This window comes from Streptomyces sp. NPDC002057, assembly GCF_040296665.1.
Classification (GTDB): domain Bacteria; phylum Actinomycetota; class Actinomycetes; order Streptomycetales; family Streptomycetaceae; genus Streptomyces.
The window spans coordinates 221358-241131 of record NZ_JBEOXR010000003.1 but is presented as its reverse complement, the minus strand read 5'-3'; the positions used below and the strand labels follow the sequence as shown (position 1 = coordinate 241131).

The 19774-nt window shown below is 71.6% G+C and carries 16 protein-coding genes; 11 read left to right on the top strand and 5 right to left on the bottom strand.

Going from position 1 to position 19774, the window contains the following annotated elements:
- The first annotated feature begins 311 nt into the window (after positions 1–311).
- From ABT129_RS04345 to ABT129_RS04335, 3 genes are read left to right on the top strand one after another with little or no spacing between them, the layout of a single operon-like run.
- On the top strand, positions 312–836 hold the full coding sequence (locus ABT129_RS04345; RefSeq protein ID WP_351896358.1) for a hypothetical protein: 525 nt from the start codon (positions 312–314) through the stop codon (positions 834–836).
- Positions 837–838: 2 nt separating this feature from the next.
- Positions 839–2050 (top strand): histidine kinase, encoded by a 1212-nt coding sequence (locus tag ABT129_RS04340; protein ID WP_351896355.1) that lies wholly within the window; start codon positions 839–841, stop codon positions 2048–2050.
- The gene (locus tag ABT129_RS04335) at positions 2047–2712 is read left to right on the top strand and encodes a response regulator transcription factor (RefSeq protein WP_351896353.1); all 666 of its coding nucleotides are present in this window, start codon (positions 2047–2049) and stop codon (positions 2710–2712) included. Before ABT129_RS04340 ends, ABT129_RS04335 begins: the two co-directional genes overlap by 4 nt.
- Positions 2713–3058: 346 nt before the next feature.
- Here the strand turns inward: ABT129_RS04335 and ABT129_RS04330 are convergent, their stop codons facing one another.
- The gene (locus ABT129_RS04330) at positions 3059–3340 is read right to left on the bottom strand and encodes a DUF3253 domain-containing protein (RefSeq protein WP_351896351.1); all 282 of its coding nucleotides are present in this window, start codon (positions 3338–3340) and stop codon (positions 3059–3061) included.
- Positions 3341–3575: 235 nt separating this feature from the next.
- Between ABT129_RS04330 and ABT129_RS04325 the strand changes: the two genes are divergently transcribed.
- Complete coding sequence (locus tag ABT129_RS04325; protein ID WP_351896349.1) at positions 3576–4013, top strand: hypothetical protein; 438 nt, start codon at positions 3576–3578, stop codon at positions 4011–4013.
- A gap of 566 nt (positions 4014–4579) precedes the next feature.
- Positions 4580–5230, top strand: coding sequence for a hypothetical protein (locus ABT129_RS04320; protein WP_351896347.1), 651 nt, complete (start codon positions 4580–4582; stop codon positions 5228–5230).
- Between the two features lie 73 nt (positions 5231–5303).
- Here ABT129_RS04320 and ABT129_RS04315 read toward each other — a convergent pair whose 3' ends face one another.
- Positions 5304–5699: a hypothetical protein gene (locus tag ABT129_RS04315; protein WP_351896344.1), complete on the bottom strand. Its 396-nt coding sequence runs from the start codon at positions 5697–5699 to the stop codon at positions 5304–5306.
- Between the two features lie 398 nt (positions 5700–6097).
- Positions 6098–8026 carry an FG-GAP repeat domain-containing protein gene (locus ABT129_RS04310; protein WP_351896342.1) on the bottom strand — a complete coding sequence of 643 codons (1929 nt, stop codon included), beginning with the start codon at positions 8024–8026 and terminating at the stop codon, positions 6098–6100.
- Here ABT129_RS04310 and ABT129_RS04305 point away from each other — a divergent pair.
- Positions 8010–8435, top strand: coding sequence for a hypothetical protein (locus ABT129_RS04305; RefSeq protein WP_351896340.1), 426 nt, complete (start codon positions 8010–8012; stop codon positions 8433–8435). The two genes, ABT129_RS04310 and ABT129_RS04305, sit on opposite strands and share 17 nt — an antisense overlap.
- Before the next feature lie 434 nt (positions 8436–8869).
- On the opposite strand, the gene ABT129_RS04300 is transcribed toward ABT129_RS04305, so the two are convergent.
- On the bottom strand, positions 8870–9097 hold the full coding sequence (locus ABT129_RS04300) for a DUF5133 domain-containing protein (RefSeq protein ID WP_351896337.1): 228 nt from the start codon (positions 9095–9097) through the stop codon (positions 8870–8872).
- A gap of 272 nt (positions 9098–9369) precedes the next feature.
- Between ABT129_RS04300 and ABT129_RS04295 the strand changes: the two genes are divergently transcribed.
- The 4 genes from ABT129_RS04295 to ABT129_RS04280 all read left to right on the top strand — a co-directional run bounded on the left by ABT129_RS04295 (position 9370) and on the right by ABT129_RS04280 (position 17709).
- Positions 9370–13410, top strand: a complete 4041-nt coding sequence (locus ABT129_RS04295; RefSeq protein WP_351896335.1) for a HAMP domain-containing hybrid sensor histidine kinase/response regulator — start codon at positions 9370–9372, stop codon at positions 13408–13410.
- Positions 13411–13555: 145 nt separating this feature from the next.
- Complete coding sequence (locus ABT129_RS04290) at positions 13556–16027, top strand: SpoIIE family protein phosphatase (RefSeq protein ID WP_351896333.1); 2472 nt, start codon at positions 13556–13558, stop codon at positions 16025–16027.
- A 46-nt stretch (positions 16028–16073) separates the two neighbouring features.
- A complete protein-coding gene (locus ABT129_RS04285) occupies positions 16074–16442 on the top strand; it encodes an STAS domain-containing protein (RefSeq protein ID WP_351896331.1) in 369 nt (122 codons plus the stop codon).
- A gap of 67 nt (positions 16443–16509) precedes the next feature.
- Positions 16510–17709, top strand: a complete 1200-nt coding sequence (locus ABT129_RS04280; RefSeq protein ID WP_351896329.1) for a PP2C family protein-serine/threonine phosphatase — start codon at positions 16510–16512, stop codon at positions 17707–17709.
- 197 nt (positions 17710–17906) lie between these two features.
- Here ABT129_RS04280 and ABT129_RS04275 read toward each other — a convergent pair whose 3' ends face one another.
- Complete coding sequence (locus tag ABT129_RS04275; RefSeq protein ID WP_351896327.1) at positions 17907–18419, bottom strand: MarR family winged helix-turn-helix transcriptional regulator; 513 nt, start codon at positions 18417–18419, stop codon at positions 17907–17909.
- Between the two features lie 107 nt (positions 18420–18526).
- Between ABT129_RS04275 and ABT129_RS04270 the strand changes: the two genes are divergently transcribed.
- Positions 18527–19726, top strand: a complete 1200-nt coding sequence (locus tag ABT129_RS04270; protein WP_351896324.1) for a PP2C family protein-serine/threonine phosphatase — start codon at positions 18527–18529, stop codon at positions 19724–19726.
- Positions 19727–19774 lie beyond the last annotated feature (48 nt).

The window sequence follows — 19774 nt, the reverse complement described above, 5'->3', positions numbered from 1 at the left end:
GAGCGTCGAGGCCGCGCGTGGGCGCGGCAGGTCCGTACCCCGGACCCGCGAGGTGGCGGGGTGGCCAGTCGACCAGAAAGCCGGAAGGGACCGCCATGCCGCAGGGCACGCCATCACCGCGCACGTCCGACCTGCGCGGGAGCGATCCCTTCACCACCGATCCGCTGACGGGTGATGGCTGCCGTACGTGCGAAGGGGTGCACGCTCCGTGATGAACCCGCGTCCTGTCGGTGCCTCTCCACCCTGGTTCCACCCAGGGTTCCACCCCTGGGTGCAGGTGCCGCGAGCTGCGGCGCAGCAGTCTGGAGGGCATGACAGCAACCGAGTGGATCACCGACGCGGCACTCATCCTGGTCGTCTTCCGGCAGCTGCGAGAGGGCCGCCTGGACCGTAGGACGTTCCTGCTCCCGCTGGCCATCGTGGCCTTCGTGGCGTACTCCTACCTGGACACCATCCCCACCGGAGGCAACGACCTCGTCCTCATCGCCGCACTGATGGCGATCGGTGCCGTCCTCGGCATCGCAGGCGGTGTCTACACCCGCATCCGGGCCCTCGACGGACAGCTCCTGATCAAGGCCGGTGCCGTGTCGGCGATCCTGTGGGTCGTCGGCATGGGGGCCAGGATGGGCTTCCAGGTGTGGGTCGAGCACGCCGGCGGCGCCGACGACGTCGCCCGCTTCAGCCTCACGCACCACATCACCGGGCAGCAGGCATGGGTGGCGGCCTTCGTCCTGATGGCACTCACCGAGGTGGTGACCCGCGTGGCCACCATCTACGTGCGCAGCCGGACGCACAAGGCGCTCCACCCCGTCGCCGTGCTCGATCGAGCGGCCTGAACGTGCAGTATGTTCGGCTCGTGCCCGCAGACCGCAACGCCCCGCCTCCCAGGTCGGACCTCGGCCCGGGGGCGGGTGCGCGTCGCGTTCCCGGACAGGACCCCCGGGTGCAGTGGGTGGCGAGCCTCGCGGTGGTCGTCGTGGGCGCGGTGACGATCCGGCCCATGGGGTTCACCGGCCAGGGCCTGGCCGTGGCCGTCCTCTTCGTGGTGAACGCTGCCGCTCTGCTGGCCAGGCGTCTGCCCGAGCACAGGGTCTCCCCGCGCCTGGTACTGGTCTGGCTCACCGTCGGCGTCGTCGCGGCAGCCGCTCTGATCGGGGTCAGCGGCAGCGGTACGGGCTACCTCTTCGCGTTCTTCCTCGCCGGACACATCGGCTACCGGCTGGAGACCCGGCCGGCCCTCGTGCTCGCGGGACTGTGCAGTCTCCTGTGCGGCGCGGTCCTGTTCTTCCGCCTCGGACCGGGGTACGAAGCCCTGCCGTGGGTGTTCGGGCTCCTGACGGGCCTGCCGGTCGTGATGGGCATCCTCAACCGCACACAACGTCAGGCGGTACGGGCGGCCATCGAGGCGGCGGAGGCTGCCGAGCGCGCGGCCCGGGCCGAGGCCCGGACGGCCGTGCTCAGCGAACGCAGCCGGATCGCCAGGGACGTGCACGACGTGCTGGCGCACTCGCTCGCGGGGATCAACATGCAGTTGGAACTGGCGGACGCCCTGATGGACACCGGCGACCTGGACAAGGTCCGTGAGGCACATGACAAGGCGCACGGACTGGTCAAGGACAGCCTGAGGCAGGCGCAGTGGACCGTGCACGCGCTGCGCGAGGACGCCCTGCCCCTGCGGGAGACCTTGACCGCGATGCTGGAGTCCTCGGGCCACCACGACGCCCTCACCGTGAACGGTACGGTGCGCGACGTGCCGGCCCGGGTGACGCAGGGCCTCCTGCGGATCGCGCAGGAGGCCCTCACCAATGCGGCCCGGCACGCTCCCGGCGGCGAGGTGCGGGCCGAGCTGACGTACACCCCGGAGGTGACGGCACTCCGGGTCCGCAACGGGCCGGCGACCCGTGAGGTGAGCGCGGGCGCGGGCAGCGGAATGGGCCTGATCGGCATGCGCGAACGGGTCGCGCTCCTGAACGGAACGCTCAGCGCGGGCCCGATCACCGAGGGACCGCACCGTAACGGCTGGCACGTGGAGGCAGTGGTCCCGGCATGAGTGACGACACGGATCGGCAGCGGTTGAGAGTGGTCGTGGCCGACGATCAGGCGGCCGTCCGCGAGCCGCTCGCGGCGGTACTCGCCCTGGCCGAGGACATCGACGTCGTGGCAGCGGCGTGGAACGGCCGCGAGGTCCTCCGGGCGGTCGCGGCCGGACCGGTGGACGTGGTGCTGATGGACCTGAGGATGCCCGTGATGGACGGGATCGAGGCCACACGGCTGCTGGCCGAGCAGCACCCGGAGGTCGCGGTGGTCGTGCTCACCACCTTCGCCGACGACGACTCCATCCTCGGCGCACTGAGCGCGGGAGCCCGCGGATACCTGACGAAGAACGCCGGACGCCGCGACATCACGCGGGCGATCCGAGCTGCCGCGGCCGGTCAGTCTGTCCTGGACCGCGAGGTCCGGGACCGCCTGCTCGCCACGGCACGGGCCAACGCCCCCACCCCGACGAAGCGGGACCTGCCGGACGACCTCACCCCGAGGGAACGCGAGGTACTCGCGCTGATCGGCCTCGGCCTGCCGAACCGGGGCATCGCCGAGAAGCTGTTCATCAGCGAGGCCACGGTCAAGACCCACATCAACAACCTCTTCGCCAAGGCCGGCCTCCGAGACCGCCCGGACGCGGTCCGCCTGGCCATCGAGGCGGACCTCGCCTGAGGGGCGCTCGATCAGGCAATTCTCCCAACCGTCGGCCGGATTCAGGGCCTCTTGGCTGAGCTGCTGGATGTAGGCGACGAGGTCCGCCCCTGTTCTCACCCAACTGGTGTCGTTCAACGCGTTCATGGTGGGGATCCATCCCAGTCCCAGGACGAGCCGTCAAGCCCGGCTTCTCCGGACCACGAGAGTGGGACCGGGCTTGGGCCGCCTGGCCCCAGGCGTGCTCAACCGATCGGCTGCATCGGTCCGGTTCGTCTCCTGTACCGGTGTGCACTGCGGTCGGCGTGGGCACACCGTGAGCCTGCGCGCCTAGGGCGGCGGGACGTGTGAACCAGCACCACCGGCGTCAGTCCGAGTGGCGTGCGCGGCGGATGCGAAGTGGCCCCCGTGCCTCGTTCTCCGTGACAGGTCGTCCGCCCTGGGTCACCTCGACCTCACCGGCCGCCACCAGGCGCCAGGCCGCCTGGCGGGCCCCCTCCATCAGATCCCGCCAACCGTCGTCGTCTCCGTCGTAGACCTCGCGTGCCACGTCGGACGGACAGATCGAGGCCGTCTCGGCGCGCCGCTCAAGCAGGTTCCTGGTGGCCGTCTCCAGCCGCCGGGCGAGCTGCCGATCCGCCTGCGTCATGCCTTAAGTGTGGCACCGCGGGACCGGTGACGCCCGCACGCCTGCGGCTCCTGCCCGTCCCCAGGACTGACGTCACATCGACAGTCCTGCCTCTGACATGACCACGACCTGGTACTCGTCACCTTCAGCGCCATCGAGATCACCGTCGACACGAGCTGAGGGGATCGGAGTAGGGGGGACTGACCGGCCCGGGACAGGAAGCCGCAGCTCCCGCGCCAGTCGGTAGGGTCCGACCATGACTGCTGATTGGTACGTCCTCATCGAGGAGGACACCCGGACCACCGCGCGTGCCGACGGTTCGGAACTCAAGCTCCATCGATGGGGTCTGACAGGCACGCACCTGATCGGCCCGGACCAGGCCGAGGCTGTCGCGGCTGCCGAGGATGCGGCGCTCCACCACGTGCCGAGCATGATCGCCAGGCATGCGCGCCGGGGGGACGAGCCCTCTCGCCACGCCCTGCTCGCTCAGGACGGTTCGTGGATCGTGCTGGTGCAGCAGCGGCACCGCGCGTGTCACATACGTGTGTCGACGGCCCGGCTCGTGCACGAACGAGAAGAGAAGGAAGCGCCGCCGAAGAGCCTGAAGGAGAAGTTCCGCAGCACCATGGAGGGCCCGGAACCGACACCCAAGCCCTGGAGCTGGCCACCTGAGGACAAGGCCCCTCAGACCTGAGCGCCCTGAACAACCGACCCGGTCGCCATCCGGGCCCGTTGGGCCGACCATGCGACCTGCGGGTCGCACGGCACCGGTCGCCGTCTCACTGGGGCAGCCGTGAAAGCAGGTGGACGAGTTCGTCCGAGAACTCCGCCATGTGGGGCTCGGCGCAGTACCGCACCGTACAGAAATGACATCGGCTTCCTCCGTCAGGACCAGATCCACGATCGCCCCAAGAACTCCCGTCAGTTCGGCGATGTCCACGCTGCGGGAGAGACCGATCATGTCTTCGTACTCGGCGAATCCGGATCGGTTCACTCGCAGGGGCTGACTGGTCACGTCGTTCCTCTTCGGCTGATTCCCTGGTGATCCAGGCTCGGCTGACAGACCGTCGCGCACGGGCTGGTCGACGTGCAGCGTGCACCGCCCGACGCGGAGTTCGCTCCGCTGAACTGGACCAGTTCAGCGACCCCCTCGCGGTCGGCCGCCCCTCGGCGGCCTCAGCCCGGATGAGAGGAGATACCTGCGCCGAATGAGTACGACGACTCAGGCGGCCGGTGTCCGCCGGCCCGCAGAGTGTGGACATGCGATCGATTCTCCTCCCGAAGCCCCTGATCACCGCCGCGGTCGGCAGCGTCCTCCTGGTGGCCGTCGGCACCCAGGGTGCCAACGCCGCCACCAAGGTCCCCGCACCGGCGGCCAAGCCCGTCGTCTCCGCTCGCACCCCCGCGGTGTACGTCCCACCCCGCGCCGTCACCGTCCTGCCGAGAGTCTCCGAGGCCGAGGCACGGTTCCTGGAGTACGCCGATCTCATCGCGCAGAGCTGCGAACCCAGGGTCCTCCGTGCCGTCGGCCGCGTGGCATCGGCACCGACGCCCGACACCACCATGCCCGTCCTGGTGGACCCCCTGCCGTTGCACCCGTCGGAGGAGTGCGCCGCCCAGAGGCACCAGCTGCGTATCAGCAAGGCGTTCTCCGGGACGGAGACGGGCACGTATGCGCGCCTGCGGGACAGGCTGACGGTCCTGCGCTACCCCGAAGCCCGCATCCATCGCATGCCGAACTTCGCCGGCAGGCCTGTCGTGAGGCTCGACCTCCGGGTGGGATCCGACCACCTGGCACTGGAAGTCACCGACATCGGCAACAGCGTCATGGTCCGGGCGTTCGGAGCGCCCAAGCACATGAGCGTGACCGAGGTCCGGCTGGAGCAGGAGCTGGACCGGCCCACCTCCTGAGTTTCTGCCGGGCAGCCGCGCATCCTCGGCGGATCTCCCGCCGAGGACGTGGCCGGCGTCGTACAACCGACATTCAGGCGGGGGAGATCAGCCCCTCCGGTACGGGACCGGGGGAGCGAGCCTCCTCCGCCCCCACCGGCTGCCGCGGTCGAAGTCGCTCCGCGCCGATGGCCTGGTACAGCGTGGTCCAGAAGTCGCTCATGGCACGGGGCGAGTCCGCGGTGGACAGGCCGACCTGGGTGAGCAGGACTCCGGTGAGCCGGTCGACCGGATCGGCGTAGACCGTGGTGCCGGTGCCGCCGAACCAGCGGAACTGGCCGACGGGGGCGCAGTCGCAGCGAAATGCGCGCACCGACATCCCGAAGCCCCAGCCCCCGTTCGCACCCTGACCGGACGACAGATGGGCGACGTCGCTGAACATGGTGTCTCGGGCGGCCCGCTGCTGAGGGGAGAGGCGGTTCGTGGACATCAGCTCCACGGCGGCCAGCGCCGCAGGGAGCTCCGCGACCCGGGCCGGGTGTTCCGCTCCGGTCGCGCCGGCCGTCCTGGACCCACGCCAGCACCATCCCGCCCCGGTGCCGGCTCCCCGCGAACTCCGTGATCTGGTCCGTGGACAGTCCGCGCGGCGGCCCGCTCGGCGAGCGTCCGGGTCCGGGTCCGCGAGGAGAGTTCCAGCCGGGCCTCGTCACGCGGCGGGGAGAACATCATGCATCGAGTCGGTCATACCGGAAACGCCTAGGCCCGGCCCGAGACGGCTGTCAGCCGATGCGGCACCTTGCCCCGGCCACCTCGGACGACGTGCCCGAAGCCGTCGAGCCGCTCGGGCGGCGGCAGGACGGCGGCGAAGAGCCTCACGGGACGAGTGTGTCAGGAGACCTGGTCGTACTCGGCGGAGCCCGTGGCGACACCGACCCCGGTGGCGGACCGGGGTTCGAAGGGGATCTTCGTGTCGCCCGTGCCCTCGTAGAGGTAGGCCGCGTTCGTCGACGTCCGGGTGTACAGGTCGAGGCGGCCGTCCTCGTTGGCGTCGCCGATGCCGACGATGTCGGCGTACACGCCCCAGCCGCCGCCGATCCTCGTACGCGCCCCGTACGTGCCGTCTCCGTTGCCGAGGTACAGCCACAGCACCCCCGCCTTGTCTCGCGCGACGAGGTCACCCGCGGGGCTCCCGCCGATGTCCCCGGTGGCGGTGAGCTGGTTGTAGATCCCCCAGCCGTGGCCGATCTTCTTCCGGGGCGCGAAGGGAGCGGAGGCCTTTCCCGTACCCGCGTACAGGTAGAGGTCACCGGCCTTGTCGGTGGCGACCAGGTCGGCCCGGCGGTCGCCGGTCAGATCGCTGCCGCCGGCGAGCCGGTCGTAGACGTGCCAACCGCCGCCGACTCGAACGCGGGGCTCGTAGGGAGTCGTGTAGTTGCTGCCCCTGCCCTGGTGCAGCCAGAGCACGCCGCTCCTGTCGCGGGTGACGGTGTCGGGCGCCGCCGCCCCCGCGACGTCACCGACGGACTCGATGCTGTCGTAGACGTCCCAGCCGCTCTGGGAGTACCCGATGCCCCGCACCTCGACGAGCCGTCCCGTCACGTCGTCCCAGCGCGTGTCGACCCATCGCGCGCCGCCGCCCGGCTGTCGTACGAGCAGATCGGGCGAGCCGTTGTCGCTGTAGTCGTGCACCTGGGGGGTACGGACCACGGTGAAGGTGCCGGTGGAGGTCGCGTCCGGCAGACCGTTCCACGGCTTCGCGGTCACCTTCCACTCGTAGGCGCCGTTGGGTGCGGCGCTCGCCGCTCCCCACGAGTCCGCCACCTCTCCGGCCCAGTCCAGGCGGACCCGGCCGTCCGGGTAGACCCCGGTGCCGGTGGAGCCTGCGACGGGCTGCAGCGTCTGCTGGAAGACCTTCCCCGTCGTCCTGCTCCTGAGCTCAACGGAGAAGTCAGCCCGGTTCGAGGAGAACTGCCAGGTCAGACGGGTCCGGGAAAGGCCGTCGAGGTCCAGGAGGGCCGGGGCGCCGCCGCCGACGTACGTGACGGGGGTGGTGGCGTCGTCCGGCTTCTCCATGGAGGCGACCAGACGAGCGGCCGGTTTCCCGTGCGCGTCGAACCGGATCTCGTAGACGCCCTCGCCGTGGACCTCGGTGGAGCCGATGGCGAGCAGGGTGCCGTCGGGGCCCTGTGTGACGTTCCGCGCCTGGTCGAGAAGCTCGACCCTCGATCCGTCGGACAGGGAGAGAGCGGTGAACGCGGTCGAGACCGTGCCACGGAAGGGGGTGGCGGCGAAGGCGAACCAGCTGTCGCCCACCAGGCCGCCGGTGACCCACGACTCCGTGTCGGGCCCGAGAGGCACCCGACGGACCGACTTCTGCCCCCGCAGCGCCGTGGCGAGCACGGCCTTGCCGGCGTCCGCCTCCAGCCACGCCACCTGACGCGACGAGAGGTACGTGTTCTGGGGGAAGTAACGGCCGGTCGGACCGTGGTCCAGCTTGTAGGAGTCGACGACAGCCGCGGTGGCCAGGTCGACGACGGCGATCTCCTCCCCCTGGATGGCGGGGTCGTAGTAGCTCGCGAGGGCGGCGTCGGTCAGCTTGCCGGACAGCCAGCTTCCCCCGTTGGACGGTATGCCGGCCACGTGACGGGTGGTCGTGCGGCCGCCGTCCGAGCTGATCAGGTTCGGTCCGGAATCGTCGTACGGAACCCCGAGGACCGTGCCGCCCGCAGCGCCCTGGATGTCGCCGTAGATCCCCGCCGCGTCGGTCCTCTTGATGGTGGCCGGCGGAGCGCCGGTCGCCATGTCGTACACCAGCATCGATTCGACCGTCGTGCTGTACGAATCCGGGTTCACGACCACCACGGTGTCCGAAGCGGAACCGAGGACGGTGCTGTACGGGTTCGTTGCGACAACCGTCGACACGCCGTCCGCGTACCGCGTCCAGCGTGTCTTGCCGTCACTGCCCGTGGAGAGGAAGCCTGTGGTTCCCGCCCCCTTGAGCTCACCCCCGTCGGCCAGGAAGGGCACCGGAGCCGGCTTGGTGCCAGCGGTCCGCGTGGGGGCGGCCGGCGCCGCCGCCGACGCGGGGGCGGCCGTGGCCGGCGGTGCGACGAGCGGACCTGCGACGGCCACCCCCAGAACGACCCCCACCGACATCGAGACACGTCGTGACAAACCAGTACGCAAGGTGCTTTCTCTCCCCAACTTCATGGACACGCCCTTATGACCGGTCACTCTGCTGAAAGGTTGTACGACTGCCGTCGCCAGAATGAAGACCGCCACCCCCCGTACAGCCAGAAGGGCCGACCTCGGGAGGTCGGCCCTTCTGCCGTCCGGGGGCCCGCCGCCAGGACTGGACACCCTCTTGGCCGGCGTCTTCATGGCGGCGGTCTTCCTCTTCGGGATCTCGTGCACCGTGCGGCGCGCGCGGTTCGCACGGCCTGCGGGCACGCGAAACCGACCCCGGCGTGATGTCGGGGTCGGTCGGCGGTGCTGGTGTCGGGGGTAGGCGTGATCGCCCGGTCGTGTCACGGGCCGTTCTCCGGCGGTGACGGAGGTCCTCGCGACGGCGCCGCGAGGTCGGGCCCGCCGGGAAGCGGCGGGGCCCGGCTCAGACCCCCCAGGGGTCGAGCCGGGCCCCGAGGGTCCGGTCGTGCCGGATCAGGCCATCAGGACCGAGTCGTCCAGGGTGCGCGCGCCGGGCAGCCGGTGCCGCGCGGCGATCAGCGCCGCGTCCACGTCACGTGTGCCGGTGGAGACGCACAGCGTGTACGCGATGTCGTCGAGCCTCCGCCGCACCTCGGCGTTCCCGTTCTCCGCGTGCAGCGTCATCAGCGTCTCGTACTGCTCGATCAGATTGCTCAACACCGCGGGATGGGCCATCAGCACCGTACGTCTCCCCTCGCCGCCAGGGCGCCTGCCGCCCGGCTCGAAGCGGCGCGTACCCCCGGTCCCGGGTTGTATGCGGTCTCTTGATCGGTCCGTTCCAGCCGCTTGACTTCCCTCCGCCCTCCTCGTGACGATCACGGGGGAGTAGGGTCGTCTTAATTGCCGTACGGCAACGGTCGAGGCCGGAGCCGTGCGGGAGGGGGTGCGGTCCGACCGGCGCCCGTGACCAGTGCGGTCCCTGTGGGTGTCCGGCGAGTGAACGAGGTTGAGGCATGTCTGAGACGACGATCGAGGATCCCTCGGCCGCGCCGCGGTCGGGACCGCCGGCGGTGGGTGAACAGGAGCTGCGTCAGTTCCTGGCAGGCCTCACCGCCGTACGGGACGGGGACTTCGGGACCCGGCTGCCCGACACGGCCGACGGGCTGATGGGCGAGATCTCCAGTGTGTTCAACGGGATGGTCGACCAGCTCTCCCTCTTCACCTCCGAGGTGACCCGCGTCGCCCGGGAAGTGGGCACGGAGGGGACCCTCGGCGGTCAGGCGAAGGTCCCCGGAGTCTCCGGAACCTGGGCGGACCTCACCGAGTCCGTCAACGCGATGGCCGGCAACCTCACCACCCAGGTCCGTGACATCGCCCAGGTCGCCACCGCCGTCGCCAAGGGCGACCTCTCGCAGAAGATCGACGTGGACGCCCGCGGCGAGATCCTGGAGCTCAAGAACACCATCAACACGATGGTGGACCAGCTCTCCTCCTTCGCCGACGAGGTCACCCGCATGGCCCGTGACGTCGGTACCGAGGGCATCCTCGGCGGCCAGGCGGACGTGAAGGGCGTCTCCGGCACGTGGCGCGACCTCACCGACTCCGTCAACTCCATGGCCGGCAACCTCACCGCGCAGGTGCGCTCCATCGCGCACGTCGCCACCGCCGTGGCCAAGGGCGACCTCTCGCAGAAGGTCGACGTGGACGCCCGGGGCGAGATCCGGGAGCTGAAGAACACCATCAACACGATGGTCGACCAGCTCTCGGCCTTCGCCGACGAGGTGACCCGGGTCGCGCGCGAGGTCGGCACCGAGGGCAACCTCGGCGGCCAGGCCACCGTACGGGGCGCCTCGGGCACCTGGAAGGACCTCACCGACAACGTCAACGTGATGGCGTCCAACCTCACCGGACAGGTGCGGTCGATCGCCCAGGTCGCGACCGCCGTGGCCCGCGGTGACCTCTCCCGCAGGATCACCGTGGAGGCGAAGGGCGAGGTCGCCGCGCTCGCCGACACCATCAACACGATGGTGGACACCCTGTCGGCGTTCGCGGACGAGGTGACCCGGGTCGCCCGTGAGGTCGGCACCGAGGGCCGCCTCGGCGGACAGGCGAGGGTGCCGAACGTGGCCGGCACCTGGAAGGACCTCACCGACAACGTCAACTCGATGGCCAACAACCTCACCGGCCAGGTCCGCAACATCGCCCAGGTCACCACCGCCGTCGCCAACGGCGACCTCTCGAAGAAGATCGACGTCGACGCCCGCGGCGAGATCCTGGAACTGAAGACCACCATCAACACGATGGTCGACCAGCTGTCCTCCTTCGCGGCCGAGGTGACCCGTGTGGCGAGGGAGGTCGGCAGCGAGGGCCGGCTCGGCGGTCAGGCCGAGGTCGAGGGCGTCTCCGGCACCTGGAAGCGGCTGACGGAGAACGTCAACGAGCTCGCCGGGAACCTGACCCGCCAGGTCCGCGCCATCGCCGAGGTCGCGAGCGCGGTCGCCGAGGGAGACCTCACCCGCTCGATCACCGTCGACGCCTCGGGCGAGGTCGCCGAGCTCAAGGACAACATCAACGCGATGGTCGGCTCGCTGCGCGAGACGACACGGGCCAACCAGGAGCAGGACTGGCTCAAGTCCAGCCTCGCCCGGATCTCGGAGCTCATGCAGGGCCACCGCGACCTGGCCGTCGTCGCCGAGCTCGTCATGGACGAACTGACCCCGCTCGTCTCCGCCCAGTACGGCGCCTTCTACCTGGCGGAGGACGGTTCCGACGGCGTCGAACTGGGCCTCGTCGGTTCCTACGGCCTCCCCGCGGACGGCACCCGCCGAGGCCGGTTCCGGCTGGGCGAGTCCCTCGTCGGGCAGGCCGCCGGCAGCCGCCGCACCATCGCCGCCGAGAACGTGCCCGGCGACTACGTCTACATCTCCTCGGGACTCGGCAGCACGGCACGGGCCAGCCTGATCGTGCTGCCGATCGTCGTCGAGGACCAGGTGCTCGGCGTCATCGAGCTGGCCTCCTTCTCCCCCTTCACCTCCGTGCACCGGGACTTCCTGGAACAGCTCATGGAGACGGTGGGCGTCAACGTCAGCACCATCGTCGCCAACGCCCGCACCGACGAGCTGCTGGACGAGTCCCAGCGGCTGGCCGACGAACTGCGGGCGCGTTCCGAGCAGTTGCAGGTGCAGCAGGACGAGTTGCAGCGCTCCAACGCGGAACTGGAGGAGAAGGCGGCCCTGCTCGCCTCACAGAACCGCGACATCGAGGCCAAGAACCTGGAGATCGAGCAGGCCCGGCAGGAACTCGAGGACCGGGCCCAGCAGCTCTCCCTGGCCTCCAAGTACAAGTCCGAGTTCCTGGCCAACATGAGCCACGAACTGCGCACCCCGCTCAACAGCCTCCTGATCCTCGCCCAGCTGCTCGCCCAGAACCCGACCCGCAACCTCACGGCCAAGCAGGTCGAGTACGCCGGCATCATCCACTCGGCCGGCTCCGACCTGCTCCAGCTGATCAACGACATCCTCGACCTGTCCAAGGTAGAGGCCGGCAAGATGGACCTCAACCCGGAACGGGTCCAGCTGCGCCGGCTGCTCGACTACGTCGAGGCGACGTTCCGCCCGCTCATCACGCAGAAGAGCCTCGCCTTCACCGTCTCCACCGCCGCCGGCGTCCCCGTCGACCTGGTCACCGACGACTCCCGGCTGCGGCAGGTGCTGCGCAACCTGCTCTCCAACGCCGTCAAGTTCACCGAGCGCGGCAGCGTCGAACTGCGCATCGAGCCCGCCTCGGACGACGAACTGCCCGCGACGGTCCACCGTGGGGGCGCCGTGGTCGCCTTCCGCGTCACGGACACCGGCATCGGCATCGACTCCCAGCACCTGGAGGCCATCTTCGGCGCCTTCCAGCAGGCGGACGGGACGACCAACCGGAAGTACGGCGGTACCGGCCTCGGCCTGTCCATCAGCCGGGAGATCGCCTACCTACTCGGCGGCGGCCTCACCGCCGCCAGCGAGCCGGGTCAGGGCAGTACCTTCACCCTCTATCTGCCCGTCGCCCGGGCCGACTTCAAGGAGCAGCCCGCCCACGTCCAGGTGACCGGCCCCGACACCGGCACCGGCACGGGGTCCGAGGCCTCCGACGACGGGGCCCGCCCCGCCCGGCCCGCGCTCACGGCCCCCACCCCGGGCCGGCCGGCACGGCAGACCCGGCGACTGCTCGTGATCGAGGAGCGCCCGCGCGGGCTGCTCTCGCTCGTCGCCGAGAACGCCGTCGCGGAGCTGTCCGCCGGCCGCGACCGCGCGGGCCGCGAGGACCTGGAGCTGATCGCGGCCGTGGGGCCGCAGGAGGCCGCGTCCGCCCTCGCCACCCAGCCGTTCCACTGCGTCGTGATCGAGGTCGACATGGCCGACGGCGAGGCGCTGCGCTTCCTGGACGCCATGGACGGCGACGCGGCCCTGCGTACCGTCCCCGTCCTCGCCCACAACAACCGCAGGCTCACCGACGAACACGAGCGGGCGCTCCAGGCGCTCGCCGGCCGACGGCCGCTGGAGCTGATCTCCAGCCTCGACGAACTGCGTGAGCGGATCGCCCTGCACCTGTCGGCCGACCAGCCGGGCGAGGTCGTGCCCCTGGTGCGCGGCGAGCACCGGCCGCCGGTGCCCCAGACCATCGACTCCACCCTGCACGGCCGCACGGTGCTCGTGGTCGACGACGACGCCCGCAACCTCTACGCCCTCAGCGGCATCCTGGAGCTGCACGGCGTCAACGTCCTGCACGCGGAGAACGGGCGCAAGGGCATCGAGGCACTCACCGCGCACCCCGACATCGACCTGGTCCTGATGGACGTCATGATGCCCGAGATGGACGGCTACACCGCCACCTCCAGGATCAGGCAGATGCCGGCCCACGCCGGACTGCCCGTCATCGCGGTCACCGCCAAGGCCATGCCGGGCGACCGCGAGAAGAGCCTGGCCTCGGGCGCCAGCGACTACGTCACCAAGCCCGTCGACGCCGACGACCTCATCGACTGCATCCGCCGGTGGCTGCACGACGGATGACCCCGCTCCCCGTCCCGCCGGCCCGTACGGAGCCACCCGGCGGATCCCGTGACAGCGCCACCCGGCGGGTCCCGTCCGCGCGGCTCCGTACCGTGTCCCCCACCGTCCCGCGGCCCGGAGCCGCCGACTACGAGGAGTCCCCGTCTTGAGTGTTCCCCACCGCCACGGCGGCGACCCCGCCGTCGGTCCCCGGGGGGACGGCGCTCCGCCGCCGGCCGATCCGGCCGGGGCCGTCACGGCGACCGCCCCGCCGGACACGGAACGTCGCGCCGCGGAGGACCGCTCCTCCGTCGGCCGGCTGGCCGCCACGGTGGAACGACTCCGCGGAGAGGTGCGCGCCGCGCACGCCGCGGCCGAGGGGCGTGCCCTGATCGAACTCGCCAAGGGCGTCATCGTCGAGCGGCTCGGGTGCGGCCCCGCGCAGGCGGCGCGGCAACTCGCCGTGCTGGCCGAGCAGGCCGGGCTCTCGCAGCTGGAGCTGGCCGCGGACATCATCAACCAGGCCTCCCGCGACCGGGTCTCCGAGGTCGCCGACGACTTCGTCAGACGGACCGCGGCCGAGGCGGGCGGGCCGGCGGCGGGCGCCGACGCGTCGGTCGCCGTGCGCCTGCGCACGGCCGAGAGCGCCGCGCTCAACGCGGGGGACAGCCAGGCCGTCGCCGAGTCCCTCCTCGCGCACGCCCTCGCGCCCCTGGGAGCCTGCGCCGTCGCCATCTGGACCACCGGCACCGACTCCTCCCTCACCCTCCGCGGTCACGCGGGCTTCGGTGAGGACGAGCCGGCCCGCTGGCGCTACGTACCGCCGGGCGTGGCCACGGCGGCCCGGCAGGCGCTCGCCGGCCGTCGAACGGTCTGGCTCCCCTCGCTCGGCTCCACCGGCATCCCCTCGATCGGCCACGCACGCCACCCCGACGGCGGCCGGGTGGTCGTACCCGCCGGGACCGGGGGCCGGATCCACGGCGTCCTGGAGATCTGCTGGCCCCGGCCGCTGGATCCCCAGCCCCAGGCCGTGCAGCGCCAGATCGAGGCCCTGGCCGAACTCTGCGCCCACACGCTGGAGACACCCTCCGCGCATCCCGTGCCGGTCCGCCCCGCCCCGTCCGACGCGCTCTCGGAGCTCGTGGAGCTCGCCGACGGGCTCTACGACCCCGTTCTGGTCCTGACCCCGCACCTGGACATCGACGGCCACCTGCGCGACTTCCGCATACGCCACGCCAACGCGCACTTCCAGGACCCCGCGGGCCGGCCACGGAGCGCCGTGGACGGGGCCCTGCTCCTGGAGGCGTACCCCACGACGGCCGGCGAGAGCGAGCTCTTCGAACGGATCGAGCGCGTCTACGCCACCGGGGAGCCGTTCCGCGCCCGCCGGACCAGCCTCACCGCCCTCGTCGACCAGGTGCCGCTCGCGTCCGCCGCCGACATCAGCATCAGCCGGCACGGCGACAGCGTGCTGCTCGTCTGGCGCATCGAGGACGAGTCCGCCCGGCTCGCCAGCCTGCTGCAGCACGCGCAGCGGCTCGGCCGCATCGGCGGCTTCGAGGAGGACGTCCTCACCGGAGAGATCACCTGGAACGGACAGCTCTACGACCTCTTCGGCCGGGACGCCGGCGAGGCGCCGGTCTCCGTGCGTGCCCTCACCTCCCACGCCCACCCCGACGACGCCGCCGTCATCGGCCGCTTCCTGCGGGCGGTGCTGCACCAGGGGAGACCGGGCTCGGCGAACTTCCGCATGCTGCGCCGGGACGGTGTGACCCGCCACATCCGGGTGATCGCCGAACCCACCGTCGACGCCGACCGGCGGCTCCTCGCCGTGCGCGGCGCCTACCAGGACATCTCCGCGCAGCACTGGACGGAGGTCGCCCTGGCCGCCACCCGTGACCAACTCGCCGTCACGGAGCAGGAATCGGCGGAACGCAACCGTCTGACCCTGCAGCTGCAGCACGCCATCATGCCGCCGACCCGGGCTCCGCTCGCCGCCCCCGGCCTCGACGTCGCCGTGCGCTACCGCCCCGCCGAGACCGAGTCCCTGGTCGGCGGCGACTGGTACGACGCCGTCGTGCTGCCGTCCAAGAAGATCCTGCTGTGCGTCGGGGACATCGCCGGCCACGGCATCGGGGCCGCCACGGGCATGGTGGTCCTGCGCAACGCCCTGCGCGGCCTCGCCGTGACCGGCGCGGGCCCCGCGCAGCTGCTGTCGTGGCTGAACAGCGTGGCGCACCACCTCACGGCCCAGGTCACGGCCACCGCCGTCTGCGGCGTCTTCGACCCCGGGACCCGAACCCTGCGCTGGGCCAGAGCCGGCCATCTGCCGCCGGTCCTCGTTCGGGGCCCGCGGGCCACCGCCCTGCCGATGCTGCAGGGGATGCTGCTCGGGGCGCTCGCCGAGGCCGAGTACGACGAGGCGGAGATCCAGCTGGAGCCGGACGACACGCTGCTGATGTACACCGACGGTCTCGTCGAACGACGGGACACCTCCGTGCACGACTCCGTCACCCAGCTCCTGACCATGGCGCAGGCACCCGCCGAGAACCTCGAACGGCGGCTCGACCTGCTGCTCACGCACAGCAAGTCCGACACCGACGACGACACATGCCTGATCGGCGTGCGGGTGTCCTGACCGCACGGCACCACCGACCATTCCCCCACCGTGGAAAGCAGGGAACATGACCGAGCGAGAAGTGAACCTCGACGTCGAGGTGGAGACCCGCGACGCCGGCACGGCGGTGCTCACCGTCGGCGGCGAACTCGACCTGGACACGGCCACACTGCTCCATCACCACCTGGCCAACCAGTTCCTGCACGGCCGGCGCCACCTCGTGCTCGACCTCACCGCTCTGAACTTCATGGACTCGTCCGGACTGAACGTCCTCATCCGGGCGGCGCGGGAGGCCCGGGAAGCCGGGGGCGACCTGCATCTCGCCGCGCCCGCCCCCGCCGTGCGGCGCATCCTGGAGATCACCGGTCTGACGATGACCACGCCGCTGCACGCCGATGTGGCCGAGGCGCTGGTCGCGGTGGACCGCGCCGCGTAGACGAAGGGTGGTGCGGTCCCGCCGGGGGACGGGACCGCACCGAAGGCACAAGGAGGAACAAGAGCACGTGGAAGAGATCGCCGACGTCGAGCGGGCGCTGCGCCTGGCCGCCCCGCACCTGCTGGTGAGCGTCGTGGACGAGGCTCTGCGGGAGCACTGCGGCGCACGGCGCGTGGAGCTCCGGCTGGCCGACTACGGACTGCGCTCGCTCCAGCTCGTCGGGGACACGCCCCACGCGGCACCGGCGGTCCTGATCCACGACAGTCCCCAGGGGCGCGCCTTCGGTGCCCAGGAGCCGTACGTCACCCATGAGGCCGACGCCGTCGAGGCGCATCTGCCGGTGACCGTCAGGGGCGACCGGATGGGCGTCCTCACCGTGGCCCTGCCGACGGGGAGCGATCTCGCGCGGCTGCTGCCCGAGCTGTGGCAGATCTGCGAGGCCCTGGGCCACGAGATCCTCGTGGCGGAGCGCGACACGGACCTGTACGTCCTGGCGCGACGGGCCGCGCGCCTGACCCTGGCGGCCGAGATGCAGTGGCAGCTCCTCCCGGGGCGTTCCTGCGCCCGGGCCGAGTTCGCGCTCGGCGCGCACCTGGAACCCGCCTACGCGATCTTCGGGGACAACTACGACTGGTCGGCCTCGGCCGACCACCTGACCCTGACGGTCACCAACGGGATGGGGGAGGGGATCGAGGCCGCGCTCCTGACGAGCCTCGCCATCAACGCGCTCCGCAACGCCCGTCGGGCCGGTCTCGGCCTCGCGGACCAGGCGGCCCTGGCGGACCAGGCCGTGTACGCGCAGTACCGCGGCGGCGCCTTCGTCTCCGTCCTCCTGCTGCGCTTCCACCTCGCCACCGGTGAGGTGGAGGCCGTGGACGCGGGCTCGCCCCGCCTGTGGCGCCTGCGGGACCGCTCCGTCGAGCCCGTCACCTTCGAGGCCCAGCTGCCCCTGGGCATGTTCGAGGAGTCCGTCTACGTCCCCCAGCGCTTCACGGTGCGCCCGGGGGACCGGCTGCTCTTCGGCAGCGACGGGGTGTACGACGCGGCCTCACCCGACGGGGAGAGCTACGGAGACCGGGCGCTGGCCCGCGCGCTCACCGCGACGAGGCTGCTGCCGCCCACCCAGGTCCCGGGGGCGGTCCTGCGGGAACTCGCCGCCTATCACGGCGCCAATCCGCTGGAGGACGACGCGCTCGTCGTCTGTCTCGACTGGCGGGGGCGGGAGGGCTCGACCGGCTCCGTGCCCCCGGAGGCCGCCGGCTCCTGACCCCGTCCGCCCGCTCGCGCCCCGTGTCCCGTCCGGGGCCGTGCCGGTGGCCCACCCGTGTCCACAGTTGCCGTGCGGCAACTGTATCCTTGGGGCAACACCTGGCTCGTGCCCGGGGTAGACACGCAGCAGGTGACCAGAGGGTGGCGAGTGGGACATGGGGCACGCGGCCGGCCGGAGCGGACGGCGCGCAGACGTCAGGCGGTCCGGACGTCCTTCAGCGGTGCGCCCGGGCGTGACGTGGGCGAGGCGGAACCCTCGCCCAGGGCGTCCTGGAACCCGGTCAGCCCGCGCAGCAGCGCCTTGCGGCTCGCCGGGGACATGGCCGAGATGACGGTCAGCAGGGCCTCCTCGCGCTGGATCCGGAGGTCCCTCAGGTACGCCTTGCCGCGCGCCGTCAGGTGCAGTTCGAGCTGTCGGCGGCTGACGGGGCTGGGCAGCCGTTGTACGAATCCCAGCGCCTCCAGGCGATCGCACATGCGACTCACCGAGGGCGGCGCGGAGCCCAGCAGGTCACCCAGGGTGCGCAGGCTGATGCCCTCCTCGCGATCGAGGCTGTACAGCACGCGCAGCTGAGTCGCCGACACCGGTGTCGACGACACCATGTCCCGGCCGCGCTCCCACAGCACCTCAAGGAGCTCGATGAGCTCGCGGGCGGCCTGTGTCGTCTCCTGCGGCTCCCGTGGGGACGGGGCGGGGTTCGTGGCCATGGCTACCGACACTCCTCAGACGTCCGGGGCCGGGGACTTCGGCCTTGCGACACGCCGGTCATCTCCACATCTCTCCAGAAGGCGGTACGGACTCGGTGGATCGACGCGTGACCACGGAACGCGCGCTGCGCGGGGCGCCGCCACACCGGCTTCTGGACTCCCTCCGTGTCAGTCTGGCGCGGCACATCGCCGCACTCTCCGTCGACCTGTTGCTCGTCGACTACGGGCTGACGTCACTGCGTCCCGTCGAACCCGTGCAGGCTCGGGCCGGGGTGCAGCACGTACCCATGGGGTCAGGGCCCGCGGGGCGCGCCTTCGCCACACAGCAACCATATCTTTCCGGTGGTGACGGGCCCACGGCGACCGCGTTCCTTCCTGTGACGGTTCGTGGCGAACGGTGTGGCGTCCTCGTGGTCGTCCTGCCCTCGGACCGGGTCGCACCGCGGTCGATCGAGGACCTCGCCCAGGTCGCGGAGTCGCTGGGACACGCGCTGCGGGTCGCCGAGCGGCACACCGATCTGTACCGCCGGACGCGCCGGGCCCACCCTCTCAGTGTCGCCGCGGAGATGCAGTGGGGCGTGCTCCCCGGACGGTCGTGCGCAGGCGCCGAGTTCGACCTGCACGCCTACTGGGAACCCTCGTACACCTCGGGCGGGCACGTCCTGGACTGGTGCGTGACGGAGGAGGAGCTCACGCTGGTCGTCGGCAACGGCACCGGCCCCGGCACGCGGTCCGCCCTCCTGAGCAACCTCGCCCTGAACGCGATCCGCAATGCCCGCCGCGCCGGACTCGATCTGGTCGGCCAGGCGAGCCTCACCGACCAGGCGCTCTACGGGCAGCACCGGGGGGAGAGATCGCTCTCCGCCCTTCTGCTGAGCTTCGCCCGTGCCACCGGCGAGGTGCGGGTCGTCGACGCGGGCTCGCCGACCGTCTGGCGGCTGCGCGGGGGCGTGACCGAGCGGATCGAGCTGGAGCGCCAACTGCCCCTCGGGATGTTCGAGGACACCGTCTACGCCACCCAGCGCCTGAGCGTCCTCCCCGGCGACCGGCTGGTCTTCGTGGCGTGCGACCGGGGCGAGACCACCCCCGACGGCGACGACGAGTCGCTCGACCGCTCGGTCGGACCGGCGGTCGACCGGACCGGGCACGTCGCCGGCCGGGACACGCCCCAGGCCGTCGTGCGGGCGCTGCGGGAGGCGCCCGGCACCATGCCCGACGACATCCTCGTGCTCTGTCTGGACTGGCACGGCCGCGACCCCGGCACCGAGCGGCGGGAGCCGGCGGGCGAGGACGCGCGGACGGTCTGACGCGGCACGGCGGGACCCCGCGGAGAGGCGCGCGAGGAAACGATTCCG

Coding starts and splice junctions, on each gene's coding strand:
- ABT129_RS04335 (WP_351896353.1), top strand. CDS start 2,047: ATGAGTGACGACACGGATCGGCAGCGGTTGAGAGTGGTCGTGGCCGAC.
- ABT129_RS04320 (WP_351896347.1), top strand. CDS start 4,580: ATGCGATCGATTCTCCTCCCGAAGCCCCTGATCACCGCCGCGGTCGGC.
- ABT129_RS04330 (WP_351896351.1), bottom strand. CDS start 3,340: ATGACGCAGGCGGATCGGCAGCTCGCCCGGCGGCTGGAGACGGCCACC.
- ABT129_RS04325 (WP_351896349.1), top strand. CDS start 3,576: ATGACTGCTGATTGGTACGTCCTCATCGAGGAGGACACCCGGACCACC.
- ABT129_RS04345 (WP_351896358.1), top strand. CDS start 312: ATGACAGCAACCGAGTGGATCACCGACGCGGCACTCATCCTGGTCGTC.
- ABT129_RS04275 (WP_351896327.1), bottom strand. CDS start 18,419: ATGGCCACGAACCCCGCCCCGTCCCCACGGGAGCCGCAGGAGACGACA.
- ABT129_RS04305 (WP_351896340.1), top strand. CDS start 8,010: ATGTCGTACACCAGCATCGATTCGACCGTCGTGCTGTACGAATCCGGG.
- ABT129_RS04295 (WP_351896335.1), top strand. CDS start 9,370: ATGTCTGAGACGACGATCGAGGATCCCTCGGCCGCGCCGCGGTCGGGA.
- ABT129_RS04310 (WP_351896342.1), bottom strand. CDS start 8,026: ATGCTGGTGTACGACATGGCGACCGGCGCTCCGCCGGCCACCATCAAG.
- ABT129_RS04285 (WP_351896331.1), top strand. CDS start 16,074: ATGACCGAGCGAGAAGTGAACCTCGACGTCGAGGTGGAGACCCGCGAC.
- ABT129_RS04315 (WP_351896344.1), bottom strand. CDS start 5,699: ATGTCCACGAACCGCCTCTCCCCTCAGCAGCGGGCCGCCCGAGACACC.